The sequence below is a fragment of the Mycobacterium lentiflavum genome, from assembly GCF_022374895.2.
In the GTDB taxonomy this organism is placed as follows: Bacteria; Actinomycetota; Actinomycetes; order Mycobacteriales; family Mycobacteriaceae; genus Mycobacterium; species Mycobacterium lentiflavum.
In genome coordinates this window covers 5,724,776-5,749,728 of the sequence record NZ_CP092423.2, presented here as the reverse complement: position 1 = coordinate 5,749,728, position 24,953 = coordinate 5,724,776, and the positions used below count along the sequence as shown (strand labels likewise).

The window sequence follows — 24,953 nt, the reverse complement described above, 5'->3', positions numbered from 1 at the left end:
TGTATGGGATCGGTAGCGGCCTTGACCGGATGTACTGGCGGCATGAAAATGCACTTCACCATGAAACGATTGCTCGCCGGGACGGTGCTGTCGGGCGGGTTCGCCGTCGCCGGGTTGGGCTTGGCCGCGGGAATCGGCCAGGCTCAGCCCGCCCCGATGGTCTGCCAGGACGGTGGCACGGTCCCGACCCCGACGAACAGCTGCACCTATCAATGGTGCCCGGGCTCACCGGTCCTGAAGAACATGCCGAACTGGGACAGAAACGTCTGTCACCCTTGGTATTTCGACAAGAACAGCCCGGTGACCGACTCGACGATCATCGAAGGCTTTCCGCCGCCGCGGCCACCGTCGCCGCCGTGCATCCCATTCATCAACTGCCTGCCGGGCCTGTAACTAGCCCCGGCGAAGCGGAGCCGGATCCCACAGGCCGCTGCGCGTCGCCGTGCCCAACTGCAGACGGGCGGGCTGGGCATTGGGGTAATACGGCGTCAGGCGCTGCAGCGAACCCCAGTCGCGCGACCAGTCGTCTTTGAGGTAGGTGGAAATCGTGGTCGGCTTCGCCAGCAACTCGGTGACACCGAGTGGGCCACCGCCGTTGTTGTCCATCACCGGCGAATTGGCCTCGGCGCCGAACCGGTCCGGCAGGATGCGCCACTTGGGTGTCTCGTCGACACCGTTTTGATGGCCGAATGGCCGCTGGCACGGGAACGCCAAACCCACCAGCCAGTCCAGGAACACCGGGTCCGCCGAGCCCACCACCTGCTGCAGTGTGTGTAGCCGGGGAATCCGCGGCGGCGTGACCGCGATCCAGTGCTGCGGCGCCAGGTCTTCGTCGTTGGCGATCAAGCGGACCTGGGTCGCGTTGTTGGGTATCCATGACATCGGCATCCGCAGATTGCGCCACGCGGGGGAGGCGCCGACATCGAAGAACTGGAACGAGCCGCCCGGGTGTCCGCTGGCCGCCTGGTCGTCGGTGGCCCACTGCACCTGGACCTCGCGGGGATCGAACCGGCCGGCCGCCGAGACCACCAACAGCGGTCCGGCCTGGTCGCGCGGCGGCAACCGGTACCACCCGGAGCGCAGCATGGCGGGCACCTGGATGCCCGGCCGCCAGCTGCCCAGCACCGGAGTGTGCGCCGGATCGAGGTTGTAGGGCAGCTGGGCGCGTGAGCCGTTGATTCCGGGTGCGGCGCTGGTACCGCCCTCGGTGCCGGCCTCGCTGGTGGTCGTCTTACCGTCTTCGTTGACGAAGCTGCGGTCGCCCGGGCGCTCCATCACCGGGTCGGCCGAGACGTCGGCCGGAATACCGTTGGGCGTGAAGGCTTCTGACAGGCCGGAGCCCAGCGCTTCGCCCACCGGGGCGGACATCGGCGACAGCATGCCGGCGTTGGGATCCTGCTCCACCATGACGTCCTCTGCCAGGCCGCAGGACTTGCCGGTCAGTGCCTCCAGGTTGGACCGGCCCACCGACCAGGCGGGATATTGCCCGGTCATCGCCAGCGTCAGGGAGACCACCTCGAACGTCACCAGTGCCCACGCTGCAATTGCCAACGGGGACTGAATGATTGCGGACATCCGGGCCCTGCTGCGGGTCTTCGGCTGCCCAGCGGATGGCCCGTCGGGAGACATGAAGTGCAACCACGCCGCCAGCAACAGCACCACCAGCGTCAGCCCGAGCAGGACGGTCGCGAACGCGTAGTGCCATGCCGGGAACTCATTCGACCACGGCACACCGAAATTGGAGACATACCACCAGCCGTTGACGCTGGCGAACGACATCGCCACCAGGAACAGCACGGTCGCGGAGAACACGGTGCGGTTGCGGCGCGAGCGCATCGCCGCACTGGTGACCGCGACGGCGGCCAAGGCACCCAGCGAGCCGGCCAGCCCGGCGAACACGCCGAAGTGGTGTGTCCATTTGGTCGGGGTGAACATCATCGCGAGGAACGAAATGATCGTGATGCCGACGATGCGGCGGCTCGGCCCGGCCGCGGTGCCGGGAATTCGGCCCTTGCGCAACGACATAGCCACCGTGATGCCCAGCGCGAGCAGCACCGCCAGCACCGCGAAGCGGCGGGCGACCGATCCGTCGGGGCTGGCCATGAAGAGCCGCTCGTAACGGATGTGCTCGTCGAACCAGCTCAGGCTGGGCCCGAGTGCGCGCTTGAGCGCGGTTGCCTGCAGCTCGCCGGCCAGGGTCTGGTCGCGGAAGATCAGGATCACCGTGACGGTGGCCGCGGCCGCAATGGGCGCCAGCAGCGCCAGCACGCCGAATTGTCGGGATCTGCGGTGGATGATGGTCCGCAACGGCCCGACCGCGACCAGCAGGGCGCCGATGGACGCGATGCCGGTCGGTCCGGAGAACAGGGTCAGCGCGCCGATGATGCAGGCGACCGCCACCGGTAGCAGGCGGTTGGTGGCCACCGCCCGCTCGACCGAGCACCAGGTGAGCAGGATGCCCAGGGCGATGATCGGCTCGGGCCGCAGCCCGTTGTCGAGCGGCAACCACGTCGCCAGGAAGAGCCCCGCGGCCGTCCACGCCGCCGCGCGGTTGGTCTTCACGGCGTGACCCAGCCGCGGAATGACCTCACGGCTGATCGCCCACCAACAGGTCAGGGCCATCGCCAGGGTCGGCAGCCGCATCCAGATGCTGCTGGTGCTGACGTGCGCCCAGATCGCCAGCAGGTCGTAGTACCAGCCGAACGGGGCCTCGGGTGTGCCCAGCCAGCGGTAGTAGTTGGCCATGTAGCCGGCATGCTCGGACACCCGGGCCATGGTCAGGATGTAGCCGTCGTCGGAGGTGTTGGCGCCGACGAAGTGCCACCACACCAGCACGACGATGACGAGCGCGTCGAGCCCGCCGATCGACCACCACCGCGACGGCAGGAAGCGCCGGTGCCGGGTGCCGTCGGCGGTGTCCAGCACGTGCAGGGCGATTAGGGCGACGGCGGTCAGCACGACGCCGAGGATCATCGCCGCCATCTTCAACGGCGTGGGGCTGCTGGTGTAGCGGGTGTCGACGGTCGCCGAGAAACTCAGACCCGGCGGTGCCGGCCCGGATAGATCGGTGAAGACGCCGACGATCTGCGGCCGGAAGTCGTAGCCGCTCTTCTCCCCGCGCAGCGGGGAGCCGGGATGTTCGGCGTTGGGTCCGTAACTGAGCCCCACGAATTCGGCGGTGACCCGGTCGGCATGCGCGGTGAAGGTCAGGCGCTGGCAGGCCGGGCTGAGGACCTGGCTGAGCGGTGCGACGACGACCGGGACGTTGCGGACTATCAGCACCAGTTCGTCGTTGGCGCGCTGGATCAGCAGCCCGCGGTCGATGGCCTTCGGGGCCTGTTTGGGCACCGTCGACAACAGCACGGTCTTGCCGGTGCTCTGCGGGCCAGTCAGCCCGGCGGCGGCCTGGCACGGGACGGAGATGTTCAGCTCGGTGGCGACATAACCGATCAGCGGCGCTTCGACGCTTTGAAAGGTCCCGTTCTGCGGCCAGTTGAGCTGGGCGGTGGTTTGGTTGACCGGTAGCAGCGGTGTGGCGATTGCCAGCAGCACGCCGAGCAGACCGGCGACGACCGCCACGATGCGAGCGGTCCGCTGCCTTGCTCCCGCTCCCGTCACGGACCTAGATGGTAGTTCTTCGGCCAAGTCGCGCGCGGTGTCGGTCGCCATCAGCGGCCTGCCGCCGGTTGGGTCAGCGGCCGGCGGATGGCCAGCACAAACGGACCGATGTTTTGCACGGCAAATCGCGGGTCGTCGAACAAGGCGGCCCGCAGGTCGACGGTGTAGCGACGCACGTTGGGCTGGTTGGGGTAAACGTCCTCGGCTAGCCGCAGCGTGTAGGTGTTGTTCGCCCCCCGGCGCATCAGGAACACCGTCGGCGGTGGCCACGGCGAGGTGTCCAGCGCGTGGAGGAACTCTTCGGGGCTCTTGAGGCCGGACCACTTCTTGATCTGCGCGGCCCGCAAGTCGAACTGTGCCAGGGGATTGGCGTAGTGCGACGTCAAACTCTGGAAGCCCCAGTAGGGGTAGTAGGACAGGAAGCTGTAGTCGGCGGTCAGCACCACTGTCTGATCCCGCGGCTTCCCGGTGACGCCCACGATGGCGGCGTCGACGGCGGAGTAGAACTTCTCGGCGCCCGGCGGGCGCCGGTCGCCGCGCTGACCGTGGCCGTCGGTGTCGGTGTAGGCGATGGTCAGGTCCGGGCGCAGCACGTCGGGAATGTCCTGGCTGAAGGCAATGGCGGCGGTCATCCCGATCGCGCCGGCCACCGGGACGGTCGCTTTTTCCCAGGCGCGGCCGCGGTCCTTGAGGGCGACTGTCGCCTCGATGAAGCCGAACACGCCCGCGGCCACCAGCAGCACGCTCAGCGTGGGCTGCAACCGAAAGGACAGCAGCGTGGTGCGCGCCAGTGTGGTCAGCATCGACAGCAGCGACCACAGGTAGACGGCCAGCACGCCGATCGTCAGTGCGCCGGCCCGGGTCGACGTACGCGTGCGCACGACCAGCCACAGCGTGCCCAGCATGCAGATCGCGCCCAGCAGCGAGAACTGGAGCATCGGGAAGGTCAGCTCGGCCCCGTCGGCCGGGAGATAGTGGAATGCGCTGCCGCTGTTGCTGACGGGATTGCTCGCCGCGCGTATCAGGAACGGCAGCCAGGTCGTAGCCGCGATAGCGGCCGCGATGGCCGCAATGACGGCGATCCGGCGCAGCGGGTCGAGCGCGGCTTGCCAGCCGGCCCCCCGCCAGCGTGAGACGACCAGCACCAGCGCCATCAGCGCGATCGTGAAGGCGGTGTAGCCAAACAGCAGCGAGTACCAAGTGGCCGTCCAGCCGAGGAACAACCCGGCGCCGACCACGGCGGCCCAACCAGTGCGACCGGTCGCGTCCCTCGGCTCCGTTGCCGCGCCGAGCGTCACGCTGGCGTGGCTGTCGACGTCCACGGTCACGCTGGCGTGACGCTCGGCGCTTGAGATGCGCTCGCCGGCGCGCAGGCCCGACCACGTCAGCACCAGCACCGGCGGCAGCAGCACCGTGATCATCGCCGCGTACGGCTCCGGCGAGCTGTAGGCCAGCGTCACCGCGGCGGTCGCGGTGGTGACGATCAGCGCGTACTCGAACCGGATCATCCGCCACCACAGCACCAGCGCAACGGCGATGGCGATGGTGATCGAGGTGATCGCCCACGGCTTGAACAGCTCCCACGCGGGCATCCCGGTCAGCGCCGCCGCGCGCCCGCCGATCCAGAACCAGCCCGGCGGATAGAAGGACGGCAGCCCGAGATAGGTCATGTCGTGCAGGGCGGGGCTATCGGCCAGGCGGGTCACGTACTCGGTGCGGAACTGCTGATCGACGGAGATGCCGAACAGATACAGCTTGGTCGCCCCCAGCGGCATGCCCAGCGTCACGACGGAAAACGCCGAGGAGAACACCAGCGCGCCCAGCCGGGCGACCAACCGCCACCGGCCCTCCCGCTGCCACAGCCAACCGACGCCAACAAGCCCGATCAGGCAACCGACCTGGCCGACGGTGGTCAGCGCGTGTAGCTGGTTCGACGACGGGAAGGCGGGCCACTGGACTCGCGCGATGGCGATCAGCGAGACCACCGAAACCACGGCGGCCACGATCGCTGCCGCCACCATCTGGCCGAGGCTGGCCAGCGCGTTCCGCATGATCAGATGGGCAGCTTGCGGAAGATGGGCCGCGGGATATGTCGCAACACCATCATCACGTATTTGAATGCCGCTGGCGCCCAAACCAATTCCTTACCTTTTGCGGACGCGGTCACCGCGAGGTTGGCGACGTACTCCTTGTCGACGGTCAGTGGCGCTTCCTTGACGTGCGCGCTCATCCGAGTGCGTACCTGGCCGGGGCGGATCACCAGAACTCGAACCCCGTACTCGCGCAACGCTTCTCCGAGGCCCAGGTAGAAACCGTCCAGGCCGGCCTTGGTGGAGCCGTAGACGAAGTTGGAGCGTCGCACCCGTTCGCCGGCGGCCGAACTCATCGCGATGATCTGACCGAATCCCTGAGCACGCATCTTCTCGCCGAGTAGCACGCCCACCGAAACTGCTGCTGTGTAGTTGATCTCGGCGGCCAGCACGGCCTTGTGCTGGTTCTGCCACAGCTCTTCGGCGTCGCCCAGGATGCCGAACGCGACGATGGCCACGTCGACGTCGCCGCCGGAGAAGGCCGCGTCGATCATCTTGGGGTGGCTGTCGGGGTCGGTGGCTTCGAAGTCGATCAGCTCGACCGAGCGCGCGCCAGCGGCCTTCATCTGTGCGACGGCGTCGTCACGCCCGGGGTCACCGGGCATGGCGGCCAACAAGATTCGCGCATGTGCGTTCTTCAGGTAGCGCGCGCAGATCGCGAGCCCGATCTCGGAGGTGCCGCCCAGCAATAAGATTGCCTGCGGGTTTCCTACGGCATCTAAAACCATTGACGCACCATCTAGAGCAGCTCCAAACGTCGGGCCATGTCCGAGGCGAAGACCCGCAGCGGGTCGGCCTTGCGGCGCACGGCGATCCACTCGTCGATGCGGGGATACATGGCGTGGAAGGTTTCGGCGGTGGTGCGCGAGTCCTTGGCGGTGTAGACCCGTCCGCCGAATTCGAGTACCCGGCGGTCGAGTTCGTTGAGAAACTCGTTGATCCCGGGCTTGTTGGGGAAGTCCATCGCGACGTTCCAGCCGGCCATCGGGAAACTCAACGGTGCGCGGTTGCCCGGGCCGAACAGCTTGAACACGTTGAGCGCCGAGTAATGTCCTTGAGTCTGGATCCAGCGGATGATGGCCTTGAATTCGGCAAGAGCATCCGGCGGCACCAGGAACTGATACTGGGCGAAACCCGTTGGCCCATAAGCGTTATTCCAGCCGCTGACCAGGTCGAGCATGTGGTAGAACTGCGACAGATTCTGGATCTTGCCGGTGTAGTTGCCGCCCAGCCGGTAATACGTCTCACCGATCGCCATGAACGACAGCTTGTTCATGGCGCTGACCGGAAAAAGGTTCGGCACCGTCAACAGTTGTGGTGCATCGAATTTCAGCGGATTCTTGGCGAGCTTCTTCGGCAGCTGATCCAGCGTGGCGAGGCTGCCCCGGCTGACCGAGGCCCGGCCGAGCTTGGGCGGCGGGCTGATCAAATCGAACCAGGCGCTGGAGTAGGTGTAGCGACTCTCGCTGCCGTCGACATGCACGGCGACCGTCTCGTCGAGGTCATTGGTGGCAACGCCGTCGGCGATGAAGTACGCCGTCTCGGTGGGGGTCATCGCGATGATGGCCCGCAACACGATCCCGGTCAGGCCGTTGCCCCCGACGGTGGCCCAGAACAATTCGGACTCGGGGCCCTCGGGAGTGATCGTGCGCACCGAGCCATCGGCCATCAGCAGGTCCATCGACTGCACATGGCTGCCGAAGCTGCCCGCGCTGTGGTGGTTCTTGCCGTGGATGTCCGACGCGATCGCGCCGCCGACGGTGACTTGACGGGTTCCCGGCAGCACCGGGACCCACAGCCCGAACGGCAGCGCGGCCTTCATCAGCTGGTCCAGGCTGACGCCGGCGTCGACATCGACCAATCGGGTGTCGGCGCTGATCGAGTGGATGCGGTTGAGCACCGTCATGTCGATCACCAGGCCGCCGCCGTTTTGCGCGTTGTCGCCGTAGGAGCGGCCCAGCCCGCGCGCGATCACGCCGCGACCGCCGGAGTCGGCGGCCCGGGCCACAGCCTTGGCGATCACCTCGGGATCCGGCGTCGAGAGCACGTGCGCCACCGACGGCGCGGTGCGGCCGAAGCCCATCAGCCGGGTCGGGGTGGTCGGGAAGTCGGCGCTCAACATCGTCAAAGAGGGTACCGCCTGGCTCGGCGACGATGCGGGACGCGTGCGTCCCGGTGAGGAGTGAGCCCATCCCACTCGAGCTCGGCGACGATGCGGGACGCGTGGGTCCCGGTGAGGAGTGCGCCCATCCCACCTGAGCACGGGAGGGCTCAGTGCATGCGGAAGATTACGACTCGCTGGACGATGAAATTGATCACCGTGGCAGTGCCCTGCGCGATCACGAACGCAACTACGGCCGCCCATCCTCTGTAGTGCATCAACACCAGGCAGAGATGGTTGAGCCCGACCTGGACCGCGAAGGTGACGCCGTAGAGAACCATGACCGCGACGAAGCGCGCGGTGCTCGGCTCCGCCTGGAAGGTCCACCGCCGGTTGATCAGGTAGGCGGTAATGGTGCCCACCACGAAGCTGGTGGCCTTGGACACGTCGACCTGCACACCCAGGACTTTCCACAGCAGCATGTAGAGGCTGAAGTCGACGACGGCAGCCAGCCCGCCGGTCGCCACGAAGCGCACGATCTGGGTGGACAGACTCAGGCGCGCCGGCGTGGTACCCGGCTCCGGGGGAAGCATTGGGGGAGTTTATCGGGGCCGTGCGCGCCCCAGCGGTAGCTACTTGGGCAGCTTGACCGCGATCAGTTCGACCTGGCTTTCACCCTGCGGGGTCGAGTAGGTGACCTTATCGCCCGCTTTGTGCCCCACCAAGGCCAGCGCCAACGGGCTGTGCGACGTCAACGTCTCGGCCTCGCGACCGACGGGGGTCTCCTCGACGATCGAGATGACGTGCATCGTGACGACCTCGCCGTCGGCGAACTTCAGGGTCAACTCGGTGCCGCCGGGCAGCGCCTCGTCCTCGTCGAAGTGCGACGGCCCGGTCCGCAGCCGCCGGTCCAGCTCGTTGATCCGGTCGCCGAGGACAACCAGTTCCTCGGCCCGCTGGATGGCCTCGGCCGCGTCGCCGTGATCGCCGATCATCCCGCGATCGTCCTTGACCTCGGCCTCGAGGGCGTCGCGCCGCTGCCGCAGCCGGTCCAGCTCCGCGGCGAGGTTCTCCCGCGCCGCATCCGCCACTGATTGGACTTTTTTACTCACGTCCGTCGACCTTCCGCGGCGCCCGTCGGTGTCACGAGGCGCACTAATTTGCCTGGTGGTGAATTTGTGGTGCCTCAGTGTTGCACCACACGAACTCGGCCGCCACCGATATTCGGCGAGCGCTTTCAATCGGTTATACACGCGTGCCGCCCCCGGACGGCAGCACTTTTCGCACCGAGGAGTGCGTCTTACGGATGCGACTCGGTGTTCGGGACCAGCGAGGTTTCTGCGGTGTCGTAGTCGAAGGTCTCGCCGCGCAGCGCGTCGAAGATCGCCTTGCCCTGCGACACGAGTCCACTGGCCACCTGGCTGAGGCCGTCAGCCCCGTTGAGCACGGTGAGATTCGCGCCGGCGAGCCCCGCCGCGGCCCGCTCCACGATGTCGGGCAACTGGTCGATGAGCGCCTTGTCCAAGGCCACCCGGTTGTGCGAGGCCGCCGCTTCGGCCAGGATCTTCATCTTCTCCGCATCGGCGACAGCCAGGATCCGCACGCGTTCGGCTTCGGCCTCCGCCGGCTTGACCACCTCGGCGACCAACTCCTGCTGACGCAGTTCGGCGGCGCGCTGGGCCAGTTCAGTGCGCATCGCCAGCACCTCGCGCTGCGCCTCGGCCTCGGCCAGCGGGCCCGCCTGGGCGGCCTCTGCCTGGGCCTTGTCGACCTCGGCCTTGTATTGCGCCTTGACAACCGCGGTCTGACGGGCGAATTCGGCCTGCTGGCGTTGAGATTCCTGCTCGGCCTCCGCGGCCTTCTGATTCGCTTGGGCCTGAGCGATCTGCGCCATCTGCTGGATGGCCGCATTGTGCGGCGCCGACATTGCGTTGATGTAGCCCAGGCCGTCGTCGTCGATGGACTGGATCTGTAGCGCGTCGACGGTGAGGCCGATGCGGGCCATCTCCTCCTTGGAGCCGTCGAGGACCTCGGTGGCCAGCTTCTGACGTTCCCGGATGATCTGCTCGACGGTCATCGACCCGATGATCGACCGGAGGTGACCGGCGAAGATCCGGCCGGTCAGTACCGACATCTGATCCTGCTCGGACAAAAATCGCTGGGCTGCGCTGATGATGCTCTCGGTGTCGTTGCCGACCTTGAAGGCGATCACCGCCCGGACGTTGAGGGTGATTCCTTGTTGCGTGACGCACTTTTCGGCGACCTCGGACTCACACATGGCCAGGGTCAAAAAGCGCGCCTTGCGGAAGAACGGGAGGACGAAGGCGCCGTGGCCGGTCACCACCCGGAACGGGGCGTCGCCCTTGGCTTTGGCACCGGAGATCAGCATCGCCTCGTCCGGCGCGGGCACCCTATAACCGAGCATTCTTGGACTCCTTAGGTTTTGGTGTTGTGTAGCAGGGGATTTCACTCGTTGTCTGGATCAGGACAGGTTCTGCTCAGCTTCGTTCCAAGGCTCCACCACCACCGTCCGCCCGCCCCGGATCTCGACCACCAAGACCTTGCTGCCCTTCGGTAGTGGGTCGTCGGACCAGGCCAGAAAGGTCTCCTTGGACCCCCGTACGGTCACCAACACCTCGCCGGGGCCGCGGTCGCCGCGGGTAGCCACGACCAGCTTCCCCACACAACCGATTGCCGAGGCGTCGCTCACGATCGCATATTCCTCCATCGACGGGTTCGCGCGTCGAGTTTCGCCACGTTTGCCGCAAGGATAGACGCCAGCATCGCACTGTCGAATCGGGTGCATTCCAGACCTTTCGTGGTGTGCCACCGCCCTACCAAATCGGCTGTTTTCCAGGGCTTTTCCGGTCGGTCCAGCGTCTGGCCGGGGCCTTGGCGAATTCTCGAAGGATCCTTGGCGCCGCCTCGCTCGGCGGAGGTCCTGCCCAAGGCTCCAAGGATTCATAAAGGGCGATGGCCGAGCCTTTTCTCACGCACCTCAATCGTTACGCGGAGATGAGCAAAGGAGCCCATCATGACCACCGCCAAGCTGGCTGGAAACGCCACTCGGACTGCCGGTCTCGCAATCATCGCCTTTATTCTGAGCCTCGCGTTTGCGACGGGGTTGGCGCACGCCGACGACATCACCACCGGCGGCATGTACGGCGAACCGACCGCGGCCGCCGCGTTCTGGAAGCCCCAGACTTACGACGACTGCGCGTTAATGGCCGCCGCCGACGTGATCGGCGAGGTGACCGGCCGGCCGGTCTCTGAGCAGGAGATCATCGCGCTGGCCCAGAAGCTGCCGAGTCAGAGCCACCCGGGGTCGATCTACACCGTGCCCAAGAACACCAACGACCCGAACAGCGGCCAGGGCACCAGCCCGGACGACCTTCCGTTACTGCTGGCGCACTACGGCGTCACCGCCAGATTGACCAACACCAGCGACGCGCCCACGACGGGCCTCGCCAGCGGTATGCCCGCCCTCAAGCAGTACCTGGCCAGCGGTCGCAAGGTGATCGTCGAGGTGAACGGCGAGATGATCTGGGGCCAGCCGGTAGATGCCAAGGACCGCAACGGCCAGCCCACCTCCGACCACGCGGTCGTGGTCACCGGGATCGACGTCGTCAACTCCCGAGTGCACCTGAACGACAGTGGCGCCGACGATGGCGCGAACGAGACGGTGTCCCTGGACCTGTTCACCAGGGCGTGGGCCACCAGTGATGACGAGATGATCGTCACCGACCCAGCCCGTTAGACCCAGTACGGCACCCGGGCGCGGTATTGCCGCATCGCGAACGCCGCCAGCAGCCAGCCGACGACGGTCAGGACCAGCACCACCGCCCAGTGCCGCAGCTCCTGATGGGCGCCCAGCAGCGGCGCCCGCACGATATCGAGATAGTGCAGCAGTGGGTTGAGTTCGACGATCTTTGACCAGTTGCCCGCGCCCTGCTGACGCAAGGTGTCGTCGTTCCAGATGATCGGCGTCATGAAGAACAGCAGTTGCACGATCGAAAACAGCAGGGGACCGATGTCGCGGTAGCGGGTCGCCAGGATGCCGAAGCACAGCGACACCCAGATGCAATTGAGCACGATCAGCGCCAACGCCGGAATCACCGAAAGGTCGGCCCACGACCACGGTTTGGGATAGATCATCGCGACGACGACGTAGATGACGATGTTGTGCGCGAACAGGATCATCTGTCGCCACACCAGCCGGTAGACGTGCACGCTCAACGGCGTCGGCAACTGCTTGATCAGACCCTCGTTGGCGACGAACACGTCGGCGCCTTCCAGGATGGCGGCGTTGATCAGGTTCCAAATGATCAGGCCGAGCGTCACATACGGCAGATGCACCGACAGGTCGAGGTGAAACAGCTTCGAATACAGCCCGCCCATCGCGACGGCCGTTGTCCCGGTCGCGATCGTGATCCAGAAGGGGCCCAGCACCGAGCGGCGGTAACGCTGCTTGATGTCCTGCCAGCCCAGGTGCAGCCACAGCTCGCGACGGCGAAACCCGTCGACCAGGTCGTTGCGGGCCCGGGTGAAGGTCCGCGACTGTGCGGCGGCGTCGATGAAAGTCACGGGGTTCCTCCAGGTCCGGATGGTGGCGACCCGCTTCGCCCGGCTGCCCCGCGCTCCCGGCCGCCACTGGGCTTGCCGAACTGTTCACGACGTCCCAAGCGGCGCAAACGAATCCATTCCAGCAGGCCCTTGGGATCACGCCGGGATATCAGGAAGAACCAGCCGAACCGAACCCACTCCTGGACCAGCAGCTTGCGCAGACCCGGCTGGGACAACAGATAGCCGCGGTTGCGGTAGGTGTAGAACCGCTTGGTCGGGTTGTCGGGATACTGCGTGTGCATCCGGCCGCCCAAGATCGGGCGGAACTCGTCGGATCCGCAGGGGTGCAGGTAAATCGTGTCCAGGCAGGTCCCGAACGGCAGGCCGGAACGCACCAGCCGACGATGCAACTCAACCTCGTCGCCCCGGATGAACAGCCGCATGTCCGGGACGCCGACGGCGTCCAGGGTGGACGCCCGGAACAGCGCGCCGTTGAACAGCGACGCGATCCCTGGCAGCAGGTCCTGACCCGCTTCGGTGCGCAATTCGCTTGCGCGCCTGCGCCATACCAGGCCGCGCCGCAGCGGGAAGGCCAGCCGCGCCGGGTCGTCCATATTGCACACCATCGGCGACACCTCGGCCAGGCCGTGCTTTTCGGCGCAGGCCAGCAGCGTGGCCAGCACCTGCGAGTCCTGTGGACGTCCGTCGTCGTCGGCCAGCCACACCCAGTCGGCACCGTCGGCCAGCGCGTGCAGCATGCCTAACGCGAAACCGCCTGCGCCGCCGAGGTTTCGGCGCGACGCCAGGTAGGTGGTCGAGATCGGCTGGGCGGCAACCAGGTCGCGGATCCGGCCATCGGCACCGCCGTCGTTGTCGACGACGATCAGGTGGTCGGGCAGCCGGGTCTGCGCGCTGAGCATGTCCAGCGACTTGGCGAGTTCGTCGGGTCGCCGGTGGGTGACCACGACGGCGAAGATGGATTCACTCATCCCCGGAAGCGCTTTGCGCCAGCGGTTTATCGGTCTGGATCTGCAGCCGGGTTTCTTCCAGCACCTCACGCACGTGCCGCGCGGCGTCGTCACCCTCGTAGGCGCGCACCACGTCTTCGATGCCGCCGGTCTGGCGGATGACACCGTGGTCGATCCACATCGCGGTCTTGCACAGCCGGGCCAGGAATTCGTTGGAATGGCTGGCGAACACCAGGATTCCGGACCGTTCCACCAGGCCCTGCAATCGCGACTGGGCCTTCTTCAGGAAGTCGGCATCGACGGCGCCGATGCCCTCGTCGAGCAGCAGGATCTCGGGGTCGATGCTGGTGACCACGCCCATCGCCAACCGCACCCGCATCCCGGTGGAATACGTGCGCAGCGGCATCGACAGGTAGTCCCCGAGCTCGGTGAACTCGGCGATCTCGTCGACCTTGGCCAGCATCTGCTTGCGGGTCTGACCGAGAAAGAGACCGCGGATGATGATGTTCTCATAGCCGGAGATCTCGGGGTCCATCCCGACGCCGAGGTCGAACACCGGCGCGACCCGGCCAGTGACCTTGGCCCAGCCCCGGGTGGGTTCGTAGATGCCCGAAAGTAGGCGCAGCAGAGTCGATTTCCCGGCCCCGTTGTGGCCGACCAGGCCGACGCGGTCACCCAGCTCGAGCGACATCGTGATGTCGCGCAACGCCTCGACGACTACGACGTTGGAGTTGTTGCGGCCGATCGTGCCGCCGGCCTTGCCGAGAAAGGCCTTCTTCAACGATCGCGACTTCGCGTCGAAGATGGGAAATTCCACCCACGCGTTGCTGGTCTCGATATACGGACCGCGAGGACCGGACACTGACGTCTGCTCTTAGAGGTACTGCCCGGTGCCCGGACCGTGGCGCCCGATACCCGGCGGCAGGGCACCCTGGCGCATCTGCTCGAGCTGCGCGCGGGCGGCCATCTGTTGGGCGAACAGCGCGGTCTGGATGCCGTGAAACAGTCCCTCGAGCCAGCCGACGAGCTGGGCTTGGGCGATGCGCAACTCGGCGTCGGTGGGCTCGGCGTCCTCGTTGAACGGCAGGGTGAGGCGATCGAGTTCCTCGCGAAGTTCCGGTGCGAGACCGTCTTCCAGCTCCCTGATGCTGGTCGCGTGGATCTCGCGCAACCGCTTGCGGCTGGCGTCATCCAGCGGTGCCGCACGCACTTCTTCGAGCAATTGCTTGATCATGGTCCCGATGCGCATCACCTTGGCGGGCTGCTCGACGAGATCGGTCAGGGATTTTTCGTCGGGATCGTCGTCGTCGGCGCCATCGCGAAGCGCCATGATCCGCGGATCGACGCCGCCGATGATCTCGACGCCATCGTCATTGGGGCCGTCGTTGCCGTTAGTCAATCCGGTCACCATCCTCTTGTACGTCTAGGGGCGGGGCGGTGTGGCATTTCCGCGCCATTCGTAAATTCTGGCCCCGCCGTTGTCGTAGATCAGCGCCCACGACTTCGACTTTTCCAGCGACACTAGTCCGTCGGGCATGGCGAACCCGCGAACTGTGGGCGAGCTGGTGTAGATGTAGCGGATATTCAGCGCCTTGATCGCCTCGACGACTCTCGGATCGGAATCACCACGGTTGGCGTAAGCCCAGATGACGAAGCGCTGCGGTCCCGGCCCGGTCTGCTGCGGGAAGTCGTAATGCGTCCACAGCGGATGCAAATCGGCCACCGCATACATCCAGGCGGTGCCGTCGGTGTTCGCGTTGGCGATCAGGGTGTCGTGGGCGCCGGGCAGTCTGGACAGATACGCCATCGCCATCAGGTCGCGCTGATCGATCATCACCGAGTCGTATTTGTCGCCGAACAGCACCAGATGTCGATAGAAGTAATGTCGTGCGCTGACCACGGTGGTCAGCACCAGCAGGACCGCGGCGGTCGACACCCAGAACGGTGCGGGCAACTCCTTGAACCGGTCGGTGATGCGTTTGGCGATCGCGACCGCGAGCGCCACCGCGCCGAACAGCGCGATGGCTGCCATCGGCGTCACCAGCATCGTCACCACCGAGGTGAGGCGGCGCGGGTCGTTGTAGAAGAACTGGCTGAACTCCTCGATCGCGGCGCCGACCGCGTTGTGAAACGGGGCCCCCGAGTAGACGGTCGCCACCGTCAGTACCAGCCAGACCGCCACCGGCCACCAGATCCGCTTGTACAGCAGATACGCCATGCCGAGATACATCAGCACGACCAGGCCGTACTGGGTCGGAAAATCGTTGAGGTGGCGGGTGTGCAGCAGCAGCGCATCGATGACGCCCTGCTTGGCGCTCTTGAAGCTGGGGAAGGCATGCCCGGCGATGATGTCGGCCTGTTTGAGCACCCCGATGAACTGCGGCGCCAGGATCACCCCGGTCGGCACCGCCACCGCGGCCAGGATTGCGGCGTCCGCGAGCCGTCCGCGCACCGGGTGCCACCACACGTCTAGCAGCCACCAGCCCAACAGGAACAGGATGACGATGAATCCGCCGGTCAGGTGTACCGACAGCACGCCGACCAACGCCAGCACGGCCATCGGGATGCGGTCGCGATGCCGCAGCGTGGAGGTGATCAACAGGAAGGTCGGGATCGCGACGCCGTAGGCGGCCAAGTTGGGCATCGCGGCCACGCCGAACTCGACGTAGGGCACCGAGGTGAACGACGCTGACAGCGCGGCGGCGGTGGCCGAGATCGCGGCGGTGCGGCCCGGCGTCATCACCGGGCGCAGCAGATGCCAGGTCAGCATCGCCGCGCTGGTCGGAAACAGCCAGATCGAGGCCGCGACCGAGTTCAGTGTGTAGCCGGTGGTCGGGGCCGCCCCGGTGAGCTGGCAGAACACCGCGGTCAGAGCGTGGAACACCGACGGGTAGTACAGCGTCTGGTGGGTTTCGACGTTGCGCAGCTCGCCCATATGGGTGCTCGACGCCTGGCCGGTGTCGAGGATGTAGCGCACTTCGTTGGCATGCCACACCGCATCCCAGGTGCTGGGGACGGCCTGCCAGTGCGTGGCCAAACCCCGGTAGGCCGCCCACATGATCAGCAGCGTGCCCAGCGCCACCCCCGCCCCAACCGCCAGCGCCGGCCAGCCGGCGATGCCCCGCGCCTCGGCGTCGGTGTCGCGGTAGCGGGCCAGTAGCAACTGCAAACCCGTCGCCACCACACACACGACCGCCAGCGCCGCGAGCGCAGTCCAACCGTTCCATGGGATTCCGAGCGCACCGTAGGGAATGATCGCCAGCGCGACGACACCGTAGGTCAGCGCCGGGCCAACTGCGACCGCGATTGGCCACGTTAGCTGGGCGATACGCGCAACGATTGTCCCCGGGGCGATCAGCAAAAACAGTGCGATCAGCGTTCCGATCCAGAGCCCCACTGGACTAGTATGGCTGGCCGGGTGACCTGGCTCGGGCAGCCACCGGCTGGCTCTGACGTCTGTGGCACCCGCTATCGTCACAATTTCGCTCTAGTGCGGAAGCTCTAAGGTGGCTGCATGGCTTACGACGTCGCCCGGGTGCGCGGACTGCATCCGTCACTGGGTGACGGATGGGTGCACTTCGACGCGCCGACCGGGATGCTGATTCCCGATTCCGTTGCGACCACCGTCTCCACCGCTTTCCGCCGCTCCAGTGCCACCACCGTGGGAGCGCACCCGTCGGCGCAGCGCAGCGCCGCCGTGCTGGAAGCCGCGCGCGCGGCCGTGGCCGATCTGTTCAACGCCGACCCGGCGGGCATCGTGCTGGGCGCCGATCGCGCGATCCTGCTGTCCTCGCTGGCGGAGGCGTCATCCTCGCGGGCCGGCCTGGGCTACGAGGTGGTCGTCAGCCGCCTGGACGACGAGGCCAACATCGCCCCGTGGCTGCGCGCGGCGCACCGCTACGGCGCCAAGGTGAAGTGGGCCGAGGTCGACATCGAGACCGGCGAGCTGCCGACGTGGCAGTGGGAGAGCCTGATCGGGAAGTCGACCCGACTGGTTGCGGTCACCTCCGCATCGGGAACCCTGGGCACGGTCACCGATCTGCGGGCGATGACCAAGCTGGTGCACGACGTCGGCGGGCTGGTGATCGTCGACCACTCCGCGGCCGCGCCCTACCGACTGCTCGACGTCAAAGAGACCGAGGTCGACGTGGTGGCGGTCAACGCGACGGCCTGGGGTGGCCCGCCCGTCGGCGCGATCGTGTTCCGGGATCCGGCGATGATCAACTCGTTCAGCTCGGTCTCCACCAATCCCAACGCCACCGGCCCGGCGCGTCTCGAGGTGGGGGCGCATCAGTTCGGACTGTTGGCCGGGGTGGTCGCCAGCATCGAATACCTTGCGGCATTGGACGAGTCGGCCCGCGGCAGCCGGCGCGAGCGGCTGTCGGTGTCGATGCAATCCGCCACCTCGTACCTCAACCGGATCTTCGACTACCTGATGGTCTCGTTGCGGTCGTTGCCGTTGATGATGTTGATCGGTCGCCCCGAGGTGCGGATCCCGCTGGTCAGCTTCGCATTGCAGGGCGTGCCCGCCGAGCGGGTCGTACAGCGCTTGGCGGACAACGGAATTCTGGCCGTCTCGAACGAGAGCTCACGTGTGCTGGATGCCTTGGGCGCCAACGAGGTTGGCGGCGCGGTGGCCGTCGGGCTGGCGCACTACTCGACGATGGCCGAGGTCGATCAACTGGTCCGCGCGCTCGCGTCGCTGGGTTAATCGCCGCTCACCCGCCGCCGCTCACCCGCCGCCGTCGCTCACCCGCCGCCGCTCGCCGCTGCTCACCCTCGAGTGTGCGTTGACGGCGGGAAATCGCCGGAAATCTCGCCCGGACCGCACACTGAAAGCCGTCAGCGCGCACTCGAGGCGCCGGCCCGCCCACTAAACGGTCAGCACGATCTTCCCGTGCACCTCGCCCGAGACCAGCTTCTGGTGGGCAGCGCCGGCCTGCTGAATCGGCATGCGAGCGCCGATGATCGGCCGGACCCGGCCGTCGGCGATCATCGGCCACACCGACTCCGTCACGGCTGCGACGATCTCGCCCTTGCTGTTCGGGCCGTGCACCGGCCGGCCGCGCAGCGTCGTGCCGATCACGCGTAACCGCTTGGGCAGCAGCTTGCCGATGTTGAGCTCGGCCTTGAGACCACCTTGCATGCCGATGATCAGCAGCTGCCCGTCGGTGGCCAGCGCATCGAGATTGCGGTCCAGGTAGGAGGCACCCATGATGTCGAAGATCACATCGGCGCCGCCGCAATCCTGCAGCCGCGCGACGAAGTCCTCGTCGCGATAGTTGATGGTGATCTCGGCGCCCAGATCGCGGCAGGTCTGCAGCTTCTCCTCGGAACCAGCGGTGACCGCCACTCGGGCGCCCAAGGCGCGCGCGATCTGAATCGCGTGGGTTCCGATGCCGCTTGCCCCGCCGTGCATCAGCAGCAGCTGGCCCTCGTGCAGGTGCGCGGTGAGCACCAGGTTCGACCACACGGTGCAGGCCACCTCGGGTAGCCCAGCTGCATCCTCCAGCGAGACGCCGCCCGGAATCGGCAACACCTGAGGCGCGGGAACCGCGACGTATTCCGCGTAGCCGCCGCCCGCCAACAGCGCGCAAACCTCTTGTCCGACGGACCATTCCGTGACGCCCGACCCCACTGAGGCGACCACGCCGGATACCTCCATGCCGATGATGTCGCTGGCTCCCGGCGGGGGCGGATACTTTCCGGCGGCCTGCAGCACGTCGGCGCGGTTGACGCCGGCCGCGGTGACCTTGATCAGCACCTCGCCGGCCCCGGCGGAGACATCGGGGACCTCTTGCCAGACGAGTTGGTCGGAAGATTCGGCGACGATGGCGCGCATGCGGGCCACGGTACTAGCCCCGTTACCCTTGTCAGCGGTGGCGTGGCAGAGCGGCCTAATGCACTCGCCTTGAAAGCGAGAGACGGCTAAAACCGTCCGGGGGTTCAAATCCCTCCGCCACCGCAGTGTTCAGCAGCGAAGAATCGCGCCGATGCTGTCGGCCGGGGAGCAGACGCCGCCGAGGCCCTCGGCTTACGCCCGTTCGCCTTCGGTGTCGTCGAAGAACGACCAGTCGCCGTCATGCTCGACTTCCATCCGCCAGCCGAGTTCGGTGTTGTCGGCCTTGGCGTCGATGAACCAGGCGTGCGCGTCCTCGGCGCTGGCGATGTCCTTGGTCGCGACGATGTCGCCGTGGGGGTTGATCACTCGATAATTGGCCATCGCCGCAGTGTTCCCACTGTCGGCGCGCTCAATCGGTCGGGATTTGTGCCGCGATGGTGTTCATCAGCGTCGCGTAGCGACGTAGTTCCGGGTCGCGGCCGGGTTTACCGCTACTGATCAGACCGGCGGCCAAGTTGCGCTCGGGGTCGGCCCAGATCGCTATGTTGCTCAAGCCCAGACTGCCGAATGCTTCCGGTGCGTTGCGGCCGAACGGTCCCCATCGGTTGGTCCCGAGGATGAAGCCGGTACCCCAGCGGGCCGGCATCAGGCCCACGGCGAAATCCGGTCGTAACCGCCGGGATTCGGTGACCGCGCCGCGCAATGTCTCCGCCTGCAGGACCCGCACACCATCGAGTTCGCCATAGCGACGCCAGATCTCGGCGAACCGCGACATCTCGTGGGCGGTCGAGACGGCATTGGACGACGGGATCACCGTGGTCAAGAAGAACGGCTGGTTCGTCACCGGGATCATCTCGTGAACGGTGCCCCCGATGGCCTTGCGGAATATCTGCGCGACCACCGGAGGCAAGGGCCGACCGGTGGCATGGCTCGGCGCGACCAGATCGAGGTCTTGCTTGGCGACACCGAAGTTGGTCCACCGAAACCCAAGCGGGTCAAGGATTTCGGCGGCCAGGATTTCGCGAATGTCCTTGCCGGCGGCCGTGTAGACGATCTCGCGGATCAGGGGGCCCCAGGTCAGCGCGTGGTAGATGTGGATCAACCCCGGGCGGTACAGCGGCCGCAGATTGCTCAGCATTTCCTGCACGTACTCGTGATCGTCGGTCCGCTTGAGGTCCGGCAGCGGCCCGGTCGGAAACGGGAGGCCGGCGCTGTGGGTCATCACGTGCCGGATCGTGATGCGGTCTTTGCCGTGGCTGGTGAAAGTGGGCATGTACTCGCAGACTCGGTCGTCAAGGGAGAAGACGCCTCGCTCGACCAGCTGGTGCACCACGGTCGCGGCGATGGCCTTGGCCGCGGAGTACACGCAAAATGGTGTGTCCGTTGTGACGGGGACCTTCTCGGCATCGGGGGGGTCGGTAGGCGCATTGCCCCAGCCGTGCCCGATGGCGCGGTTGAGCACCACGCGACCGCGGTGCCGGATGCACAACTGAATCGCCGGGTGCATGCCCGCCTGATACCAGTGGCGGGCGGCCTGCCAGATTCGTTCGACGGCGGCGCTGTCGACCTCCGAGTGGTCCTCGTCGCCGACCGCGGTGACCGAGTCAAGGTCGGCGGGGACACGGATCTTGCCGTCTGCAGTCATCGTTGCCACTCCCGCGAGGGTACGTGGCGCCCGGCTACTCTCCGGTGAACTGCGGCGGACGCTTGGCGAACGTCGCCTGGATGCCCTCGGTGAGGTCCTTGGACGGCAGGAAGGCCGAATTCCAGGCGGCCACGTAGCGCAGGCTTTCCGACACCGCCGCGATGCGCTGCTGGTCGAGCACGTCCTTGACGCCGTATACGGCCAGCGGCGGGTTGGCGGCGATTTCGGCGGCAGTGGCGTGGGCGGCGGCCAACGAGGCCTCGGCGTCGGCGTAGACGTCGTTGACCAGGCCGATCTTCTCGGCGCGGGCCGCGTCGATGTCCTTGCCGGTCAGCGCCAGCTCACGCAGATGACCGTCGTTGAGGATCAGCGGCAGCCGGGCCAGGCTTCCGACGTCGGCGACGATCGCGAGTTTGACTTCACGCACCGAGAACTTGGCATCGGCGCTGGCATAGCGGATGTCCACCGCCGAGATCAGGTCGACGCCACCGCCGATGCACCAGCCGTGCACCGAGGCGATGGTCGGGGTGCGGCAGTCGGCGATCGCGCTGATCGCGCCCTGCATGCGCCGCAGCTCGGTGTGGAAATCCGTGCGGGGTCGGGCCAACGCCCCGTCGGCCAGCAACGGCGCGAACGTGCCGCCCATTGCGGGCAGGTCCAGGCCGTAGCTGAAGTTCTTGCCCGATCCGGTGATGACGATGGCGCGCACGTCCCGGTCGGCGTCCAGGGTCCCGAACACGTCCGGCATCTCGGCCCAGAAGGCGGGCCCCATCGCATTGCCCTTACCGGGTCCGATCAGCGTCACCTGCGCGACGTGATCTTTGACCTCGACGGTGACGGAATCGTATGTATCGGCCATATCGAGACCGTAGCGTGGCGAATATGCCTCGTGATTTGCGACCCGGACCAGATTCTCCACCGGCCGACGAGCTGCAGGGCGCCGAAGACAGCCTTGGGGTGCTGCAGCATGTGCTGCACACCATCTCCGGTGCCGACATGTCCCGGCAGACCGGTTGCTCGGAATACGACGTGACCCAGTTGACCGAGCACCTGCTGAAATCGATCACCGGCATCGGTGGGATGGCCGGTGCCCAGTTCCCGGAGCGCGAACCCGGCGACTCGGTGGAACGCCAGATCATCCTTGCGGCTCGCCCGGCGTTGGACGCCTGGCACCACCGCGGCCTGGACGGCACCGTGCCATTCGGCAAGACCGAGATGCCGGCCAAGTCGGCGTGCGGCATCTTCTCGATCGAATTCCTAGTCCACGCTTGGGATTACGCGGTCGCGGTCGGCCGCGACGTCGACGCCCCGGAGCCACTGGCCGAGTACGTGCTGGACCTGGCGCACAAGACGATCAGGCCCGAATTTCGCGGCGCCGCCGGGTTCGACGATCCGGTCGACGTGCCCGCGGATGCCAGCGCTTGGGAACAGCTGGTCGCGTTCACCGGCCGCGACCCGGCCAGATAATTCACGCGGTCGATTCGGCCGCGGCGCGGACCTTCTCGCGCAGCCAGCTGTGGGACGGGTCCTGATCGAAGCGCGGGTGCCACACCGCGTAGAACTCGAGTTCGATCAACTCGCGAGGCGCCGCGAGGATGCGGGTCTGCGCGGGGTCGGCGTTCTTGCGGGCAACCCGTTCCGGAAGGGTCAGCAGCAGCTCGGTGCCCGGCAAAATGCTGGGCGCCAGCGCGAAGTAGGGCACGCTGACCGCCACGCGACGTGTGACGCCGAGCGGCTCGAGTGCCCGATCGATCCAGGGCTGGCCGATGTCGATCGTCAGGTGCGGCAGGCGCAGATACGTGGACAGCGACACGGATGTCTGGTCGGCCATCGGGTGCTCGGCGGCGACGACGCAGACGAAGCGATCGCTGAAAAGGTATTGGCTGCAATATCTTTCGGGTGCCACCCGGCCATAAATCGCCAAATCTATCGTCCCCGCGTCCAGCTTGTCGAACGCGTGCTCGTCCAGAACTTCGCAACCCACCGTCGAATCGGGTGATTCGGCCAGCACCGTGCGCACCAGCTCGGGTCCGAACGTGGCGACGGTGTAGTCGCTGACGGCGAGGCGAAACGATTGGGCGGCCGTAGCCGGGTCGAACGCCTCCGTCGCAAACAGTTGCTCCAAATGTGTTACGGCCGTGGTGAGTTGGTCGCGGAGACGCTCGGCGCGCGGCGTCAGCGAGTAGCCATCCGGCCCCCGCACCAGCAGCTCGTCGCCGAAGTGGCGGCGCAGCCGCTGCAGGGCGCGGCTCATCGCCGGCTGGCTTAACCGGACCCGGTCGGCCGCACGCGAGACGTGTTGCTCCTCCAGCAGGGCCACCAATGGCGGCAGCAGATTCAGATCAACCTGATCGATATGCGTAGTGCGCATAAGTGTCATGTTAACGATTCATTTCACAAATAGCAGCAGGCAAACGAAACTTTTTGTAACAGCCCGACGCAAGCACTGAGGAGACGAATTCCATGACGCAACCGGTGGACGTGGCCACGGAAGAGCTGGTGGCCCGCGCTAGCGAGCTGGAGATCACGATTCCAGAACCCACCAAAATCCCGGCGGCACCGTCGAAGTTGCCGATGGTGATCAAGGCGGCAGAGCAGCTTGCGGAGTCCGCTGACAACATGCGGATTTACCTCGCCGCGGGTATGCGCGAGCGACTGCGTTTGGCCGAGGCGCTGCGCAATGCGGCCAAACTCTATGAGGACACCGACGAGACTGCCGAGCGGGCCATCAACAACAGCACCTCTGTGTCGACGGCCACGGTCGGGCCGTGCGCCGAGCTTCCGACCGCGCCGCTTAATCGCACCCGGATGGTGGCAGCGAGCGAAGCGGGGTTGTACCGCCCGTTGCGGCAGGCGGCCACGGAAATCAGCGACACCGACCAGGGCGAGGCGTTCGACGCATTCGCCGATGAGTGGATGGCATATCGCCAAAACCTGTTGGCAGCCAAAGATGCGTTCCGACCCTTTGTGAGCTGGTACGGCGATGCCAGGAATGCCGTCGACGCGAGTTTCGATCAGCAAATGGCGTGGTCTGACCAGATGGCCGACCGGTGCGAAACCCTGGCTTCTCAGGCTCGAAAGGTCGCCGCGGCCCAGCGGTGGGGCTGGGAGCGACATCCCTGGGTGCAGGAGGTCGAGGAGCAAGAGGCCGTCTATGTCATGGCCGCGGAGCGCCTGGCCATGGCAACGGACGACAAGACCAGAAAGTATTACAAGGGTTTGGTGCAGAAGTGCCAAGACTATTACGTGTTGGCACAACGGATTTCGGAGCAAGTGCTCGCCGAATACGAGACGAGGGCGGAGCTGCCGCTGACACCGGTCGACCCGGCGAGGCCACCCGCGGCCTATTACATCGCCGCCCCGCCCGGCAACGGCAACGGCAACGGCAACGGCAACGGCAACGGCAATGGCAATGGCAATGGCAATGGCAATGGCAATGGCGATGGAAACGGCGATGGCGATGGCACGGGCGGCTTGCCGTCGGGTCCCGGCGATCTGCCCATTGCGGACAATCTTCCCAGTACCGACATGCCACTTCTGCCCCCCGTTGGTGCCCCACTGATGCCGGGCACACCGAACGGGCCCAAATCCGGCGGGGCGTCGCCGCTTCCACCGAAATACCAACCACCAACCGTCAAGCCGTCGTCCTTGGGTGGCGCAAAGCCAGGGGCGGGAGTGAAGTTTTCCGTTCCCCCGGCACCACTGCAGCCCGCGGTGGGAGCCGGTGCCGGAGGAGGTGTCCCAGCCCCGCCTCGTCCCGACCACAGCCGGTGGGCTCCGGGTGCGGCCGGTGTGATGGGCGGCAGCGGCATGGGCATGGCGCCGCTGGGCCAGTCGAGCAAGCAGGCCGAAGGTAGCGGCCAGGTGAAGCGCACAGAGGGTGAGTCGGCGATTTACACCGAAATGCGGGCGTGGACGGAGGCCGTGATCGGTCTACTCCAAAACTGAGACGCACCGATTCCGTTCACCGCGCCGCTGCCAGGCTGTAACGTCCAGCCCTTCGTTTGCAGCCGGGAATGAAAACCGCTGCTAGACATTGGAATTCATCCAACGATTCGATCTGTGCGCGTTAGGCTTGGCCCGCCGTGTACAGCATCATTGCACTTCAATCACGAGCAAAAGGAGT

The 24,953-nt window shown here is 66.4% G+C and carries 23 protein-coding genes and 1 tRNA gene; 6 read left to right on the top strand and 18 right to left on the bottom strand.

Annotation, left to right across the window (positions count from 1 at the left end; all coding sequences use genetic code 11):
* The first annotated feature begins 42 nt into the window (after nt 1-42).
* A complete protein-coding gene (locus tag MJO58_RS26815) occupies nt 43-393 on the top strand; it encodes a hypothetical protein (protein ID WP_090597760.1) in 351 nt (116 codons plus the stop codon).
* Here the strand turns inward: MJO58_RS26815 and MJO58_RS26810 are convergent, their stop codons facing one another.
* From MJO58_RS26810 to MJO58_RS26775, 8 genes are all read right to left on the bottom strand, one after another.
* Entirely contained in the window at nt 394-3,669 is a 3,276-nt protein-coding gene (locus tag MJO58_RS26810; RefSeq protein ID WP_239721504.1) for an arabinosyltransferase domain-containing protein, read from the bottom strand.
* On the bottom strand, nt 3,669-5,669 hold the full coding sequence (locus MJO58_RS26805; RefSeq protein WP_239721503.1) for a galactan 5-O-arabinofuranosyltransferase: 2,001 nt from the start codon (nt 5,667-5,669) through the stop codon (nt 3,669-3,671). Before MJO58_RS26805 ends, MJO58_RS26810 begins: the two co-directional genes overlap by 1 nt.
* Before the next feature lie 2 nt (nt 5,670-5,671).
* On the bottom strand, nt 5,672-6,436 hold the full coding sequence (gene dprE2 / locus MJO58_RS26800; RefSeq protein ID WP_090597754.1) for a decaprenylphospho-beta-D-erythro-pentofuranosid-2-ulose 2-reductase: 765 nt from the start codon (nt 6,434-6,436) through the stop codon (nt 5,672-5,674).
* 11 nt (nt 6,437-6,447) lie between these two features.
* Nucleotides 6,448-7,830 carry a decaprenylphosphoryl-beta-D-ribose oxidase gene (dprE1, locus tag MJO58_RS26795; protein ID WP_239721502.1) on the bottom strand — a complete coding sequence of 461 codons (1,383 nt, stop codon included), beginning with the start codon at nt 7,828-7,830 and terminating at the stop codon, nt 6,448-6,450.
* 149 nt (nt 7,831-7,979) lie between these two features.
* Nucleotides 7,980-8,345 carry a GtrA family protein gene (locus tag MJO58_RS26790; protein ID WP_090608223.1) on the bottom strand — a complete coding sequence of 122 codons (366 nt, stop codon included), beginning with the start codon at nt 8,343-8,345 and terminating at the stop codon, nt 7,980-7,982.
* 96 nt (nt 8,346-8,441) lie between these two features.
* Nucleotides 8,442-8,921 (bottom strand): GreA/GreB family elongation factor, encoded by a 480-nt coding sequence (locus tag MJO58_RS26785; RefSeq protein WP_090597753.1) that lies wholly within the window; start codon nt 8,919-8,921, stop codon nt 8,442-8,444.
* Nucleotides 8,922-9,109: 188 nt separating this feature from the next.
* Complete coding sequence (locus MJO58_RS26780) at nt 9,110-10,234, bottom strand: SPFH domain-containing protein (RefSeq protein ID WP_090597751.1); 1,125 nt, start codon at nt 10,232-10,234, stop codon at nt 9,110-9,112.
* A 57-nt stretch (nt 10,235-10,291) separates the two neighbouring features.
* Nucleotides 10,292-10,519: an NfeD C-terminal domain-containing protein gene (locus MJO58_RS26775; RefSeq protein WP_090608221.1), complete on the bottom strand. Its 228-nt coding sequence runs from the start codon at nt 10,517-10,519 to the stop codon at nt 10,292-10,294.
* A 324-nt stretch (nt 10,520-10,843) separates the two neighbouring features.
* Here MJO58_RS26775 and MJO58_RS26770 point away from each other — a divergent pair, with 324 nt between their 5' ends.
* Nucleotides 10,844-11,566 carry a C39 family peptidase gene (locus tag MJO58_RS26770; protein WP_239721501.1) on the top strand — a complete coding sequence of 241 codons (723 nt, stop codon included), beginning with the start codon at nt 10,844-10,846 and terminating at the stop codon, nt 11,564-11,566.
* Here MJO58_RS26770 and wzm read toward each other — a convergent pair.
* From wzm to MJO58_RS26745, 5 genes are read right to left on the bottom strand one after another with little or no spacing between them, the layout of a single operon-like run.
* Complete coding sequence (gene wzm / locus MJO58_RS26765) at nt 11,563-12,393, bottom strand: galactan export ABC transporter permease subunit Wzm/RfbD (RefSeq protein ID WP_090597747.1); 831 nt, start codon at nt 12,391-12,393, stop codon at nt 11,563-11,565. The two genes, MJO58_RS26770 and wzm, sit on opposite strands and share 4 nt — an antisense overlap.
* A complete protein-coding gene (gene glfT1 / locus MJO58_RS26760) occupies nt 12,390-13,361 on the bottom strand; it encodes a galactofuranosyltransferase GlfT1 (RefSeq protein WP_239721500.1) in 972 nt (323 codons plus the stop codon). Before glfT1 ends, wzm begins: the two co-directional genes overlap by 4 nt.
* Entirely contained in the window at nt 13,354-14,202 is an 849-nt protein-coding gene (gene wzt / locus MJO58_RS26755) for a galactan export ABC transporter ATP-binding subunit Wzt/RfbE (RefSeq protein WP_090597743.1), read from the bottom strand. Before wzt ends, glfT1 begins: the two co-directional genes overlap by 8 nt.
* 12 nt (nt 14,203-14,214) lie before the next feature.
* A complete protein-coding gene (locus tag MJO58_RS26750; RefSeq protein ID WP_090597741.1) occupies nt 14,215-14,751 on the bottom strand; it encodes a bacterial proteasome activator family protein in 537 nt (178 codons plus the stop codon).
* A 12-nt stretch (nt 14,752-14,763) separates the two neighbouring features.
* Nucleotides 14,764-16,737, bottom strand: a complete 1,974-nt coding sequence (locus MJO58_RS26745) for a DUF6541 family protein (protein WP_239721499.1) — start codon at nt 16,735-16,737, stop codon at nt 14,764-14,766.
* A gap of 117 nt (nt 16,738-16,854) precedes the next feature.
* On the opposite strand from MJO58_RS26745, the gene MJO58_RS26740 reads away from it, so the two are divergent.
* A complete protein-coding gene (locus MJO58_RS26740; RefSeq protein ID WP_090597737.1) occupies nt 16,855-18,051 on the top strand; it encodes a cysteine desulfurase-like protein in 1,197 nt (398 codons plus the stop codon).
* A 162-nt stretch (nt 18,052-18,213) separates the two neighbouring features.
* Here MJO58_RS26740 and MJO58_RS26735 read toward each other — a convergent pair whose 3' ends face one another.
* Nucleotides 18,214-19,182 carry an NAD(P)H-quinone oxidoreductase gene (locus tag MJO58_RS26735; RefSeq protein WP_239721498.1) on the bottom strand — a complete coding sequence of 323 codons (969 nt, stop codon included), beginning with the start codon at nt 19,180-19,182 and terminating at the stop codon, nt 18,214-18,216.
* Between the two features lie 36 nt (nt 19,183-19,218).
* Between MJO58_RS26735 and MJO58_RS26730 the strand changes: the two genes are divergently transcribed.
* Nucleotides 19,219-19,305, top strand: a tRNA-Ser gene (locus tag MJO58_RS26730).
* A gap of 69 nt (nt 19,306-19,374) precedes the next feature.
* Here the strand turns inward: MJO58_RS26730 and MJO58_RS26725 are convergent.
* Genes MJO58_RS26725 through MJO58_RS26715 form a run of 3 tightly spaced genes read right to left on the bottom strand, consistent with a single transcriptional unit; the run spans nt 19,375 to nt 21,686 of the window.
* On the bottom strand, nt 19,375-19,563 hold the full coding sequence (locus MJO58_RS26725) for a hypothetical protein (RefSeq protein WP_090597733.1): 189 nt from the start codon (nt 19,561-19,563) through the stop codon (nt 19,375-19,377).
* Between the two features lie 28 nt (nt 19,564-19,591).
* Nucleotides 19,592-20,827: a lipase LipE gene (gene lipE / locus MJO58_RS26720; RefSeq protein WP_090608219.1), complete on the bottom strand. Its 1,236-nt coding sequence runs from the start codon at nt 20,825-20,827 to the stop codon at nt 19,592-19,594.
* 34 nt (nt 20,828-20,861) lie between these two features.
* Nucleotides 20,862-21,686 (bottom strand): crotonase/enoyl-CoA hydratase family protein, encoded by an 825-nt coding sequence (locus MJO58_RS26715; protein WP_239721497.1) that lies wholly within the window; start codon nt 21,684-21,686, stop codon nt 20,862-20,864.
* A 23-nt stretch (nt 21,687-21,709) separates the two neighbouring features.
* On the opposite strand from MJO58_RS26715, the gene MJO58_RS26710 reads away from it, so the two are divergent.
* Complete coding sequence (locus MJO58_RS26710; RefSeq protein ID WP_175364308.1) at nt 21,710-22,294, top strand: TIGR03086 family metal-binding protein; 585 nt, start codon at nt 21,710-21,712, stop codon at nt 22,292-22,294.
* A gap of 1 nt (nt 22,295) precedes the next feature.
* Here the strand turns inward: MJO58_RS26710 and MJO58_RS26705 are convergent, their stop codons facing one another.
* Entirely contained in the window at nt 22,296-23,198 is a 903-nt protein-coding gene (locus tag MJO58_RS26705) for a LysR family transcriptional regulator (RefSeq protein WP_090608217.1), read from the bottom strand.
* A gap of 92 nt (nt 23,199-23,290) precedes the next feature.
* On the opposite strand from MJO58_RS26705, the gene espB reads away from it, so the two are divergent.
* Complete coding sequence (espB, locus tag MJO58_RS26700) at nt 23,291-24,775, top strand: EspB family ESX-1 secretion system-associated protein (RefSeq protein WP_239721496.1); 1,485 nt, start codon at nt 23,291-23,293, stop codon at nt 24,773-24,775.
* Nucleotides 24,776-24,953 lie beyond the last annotated feature (178 nt).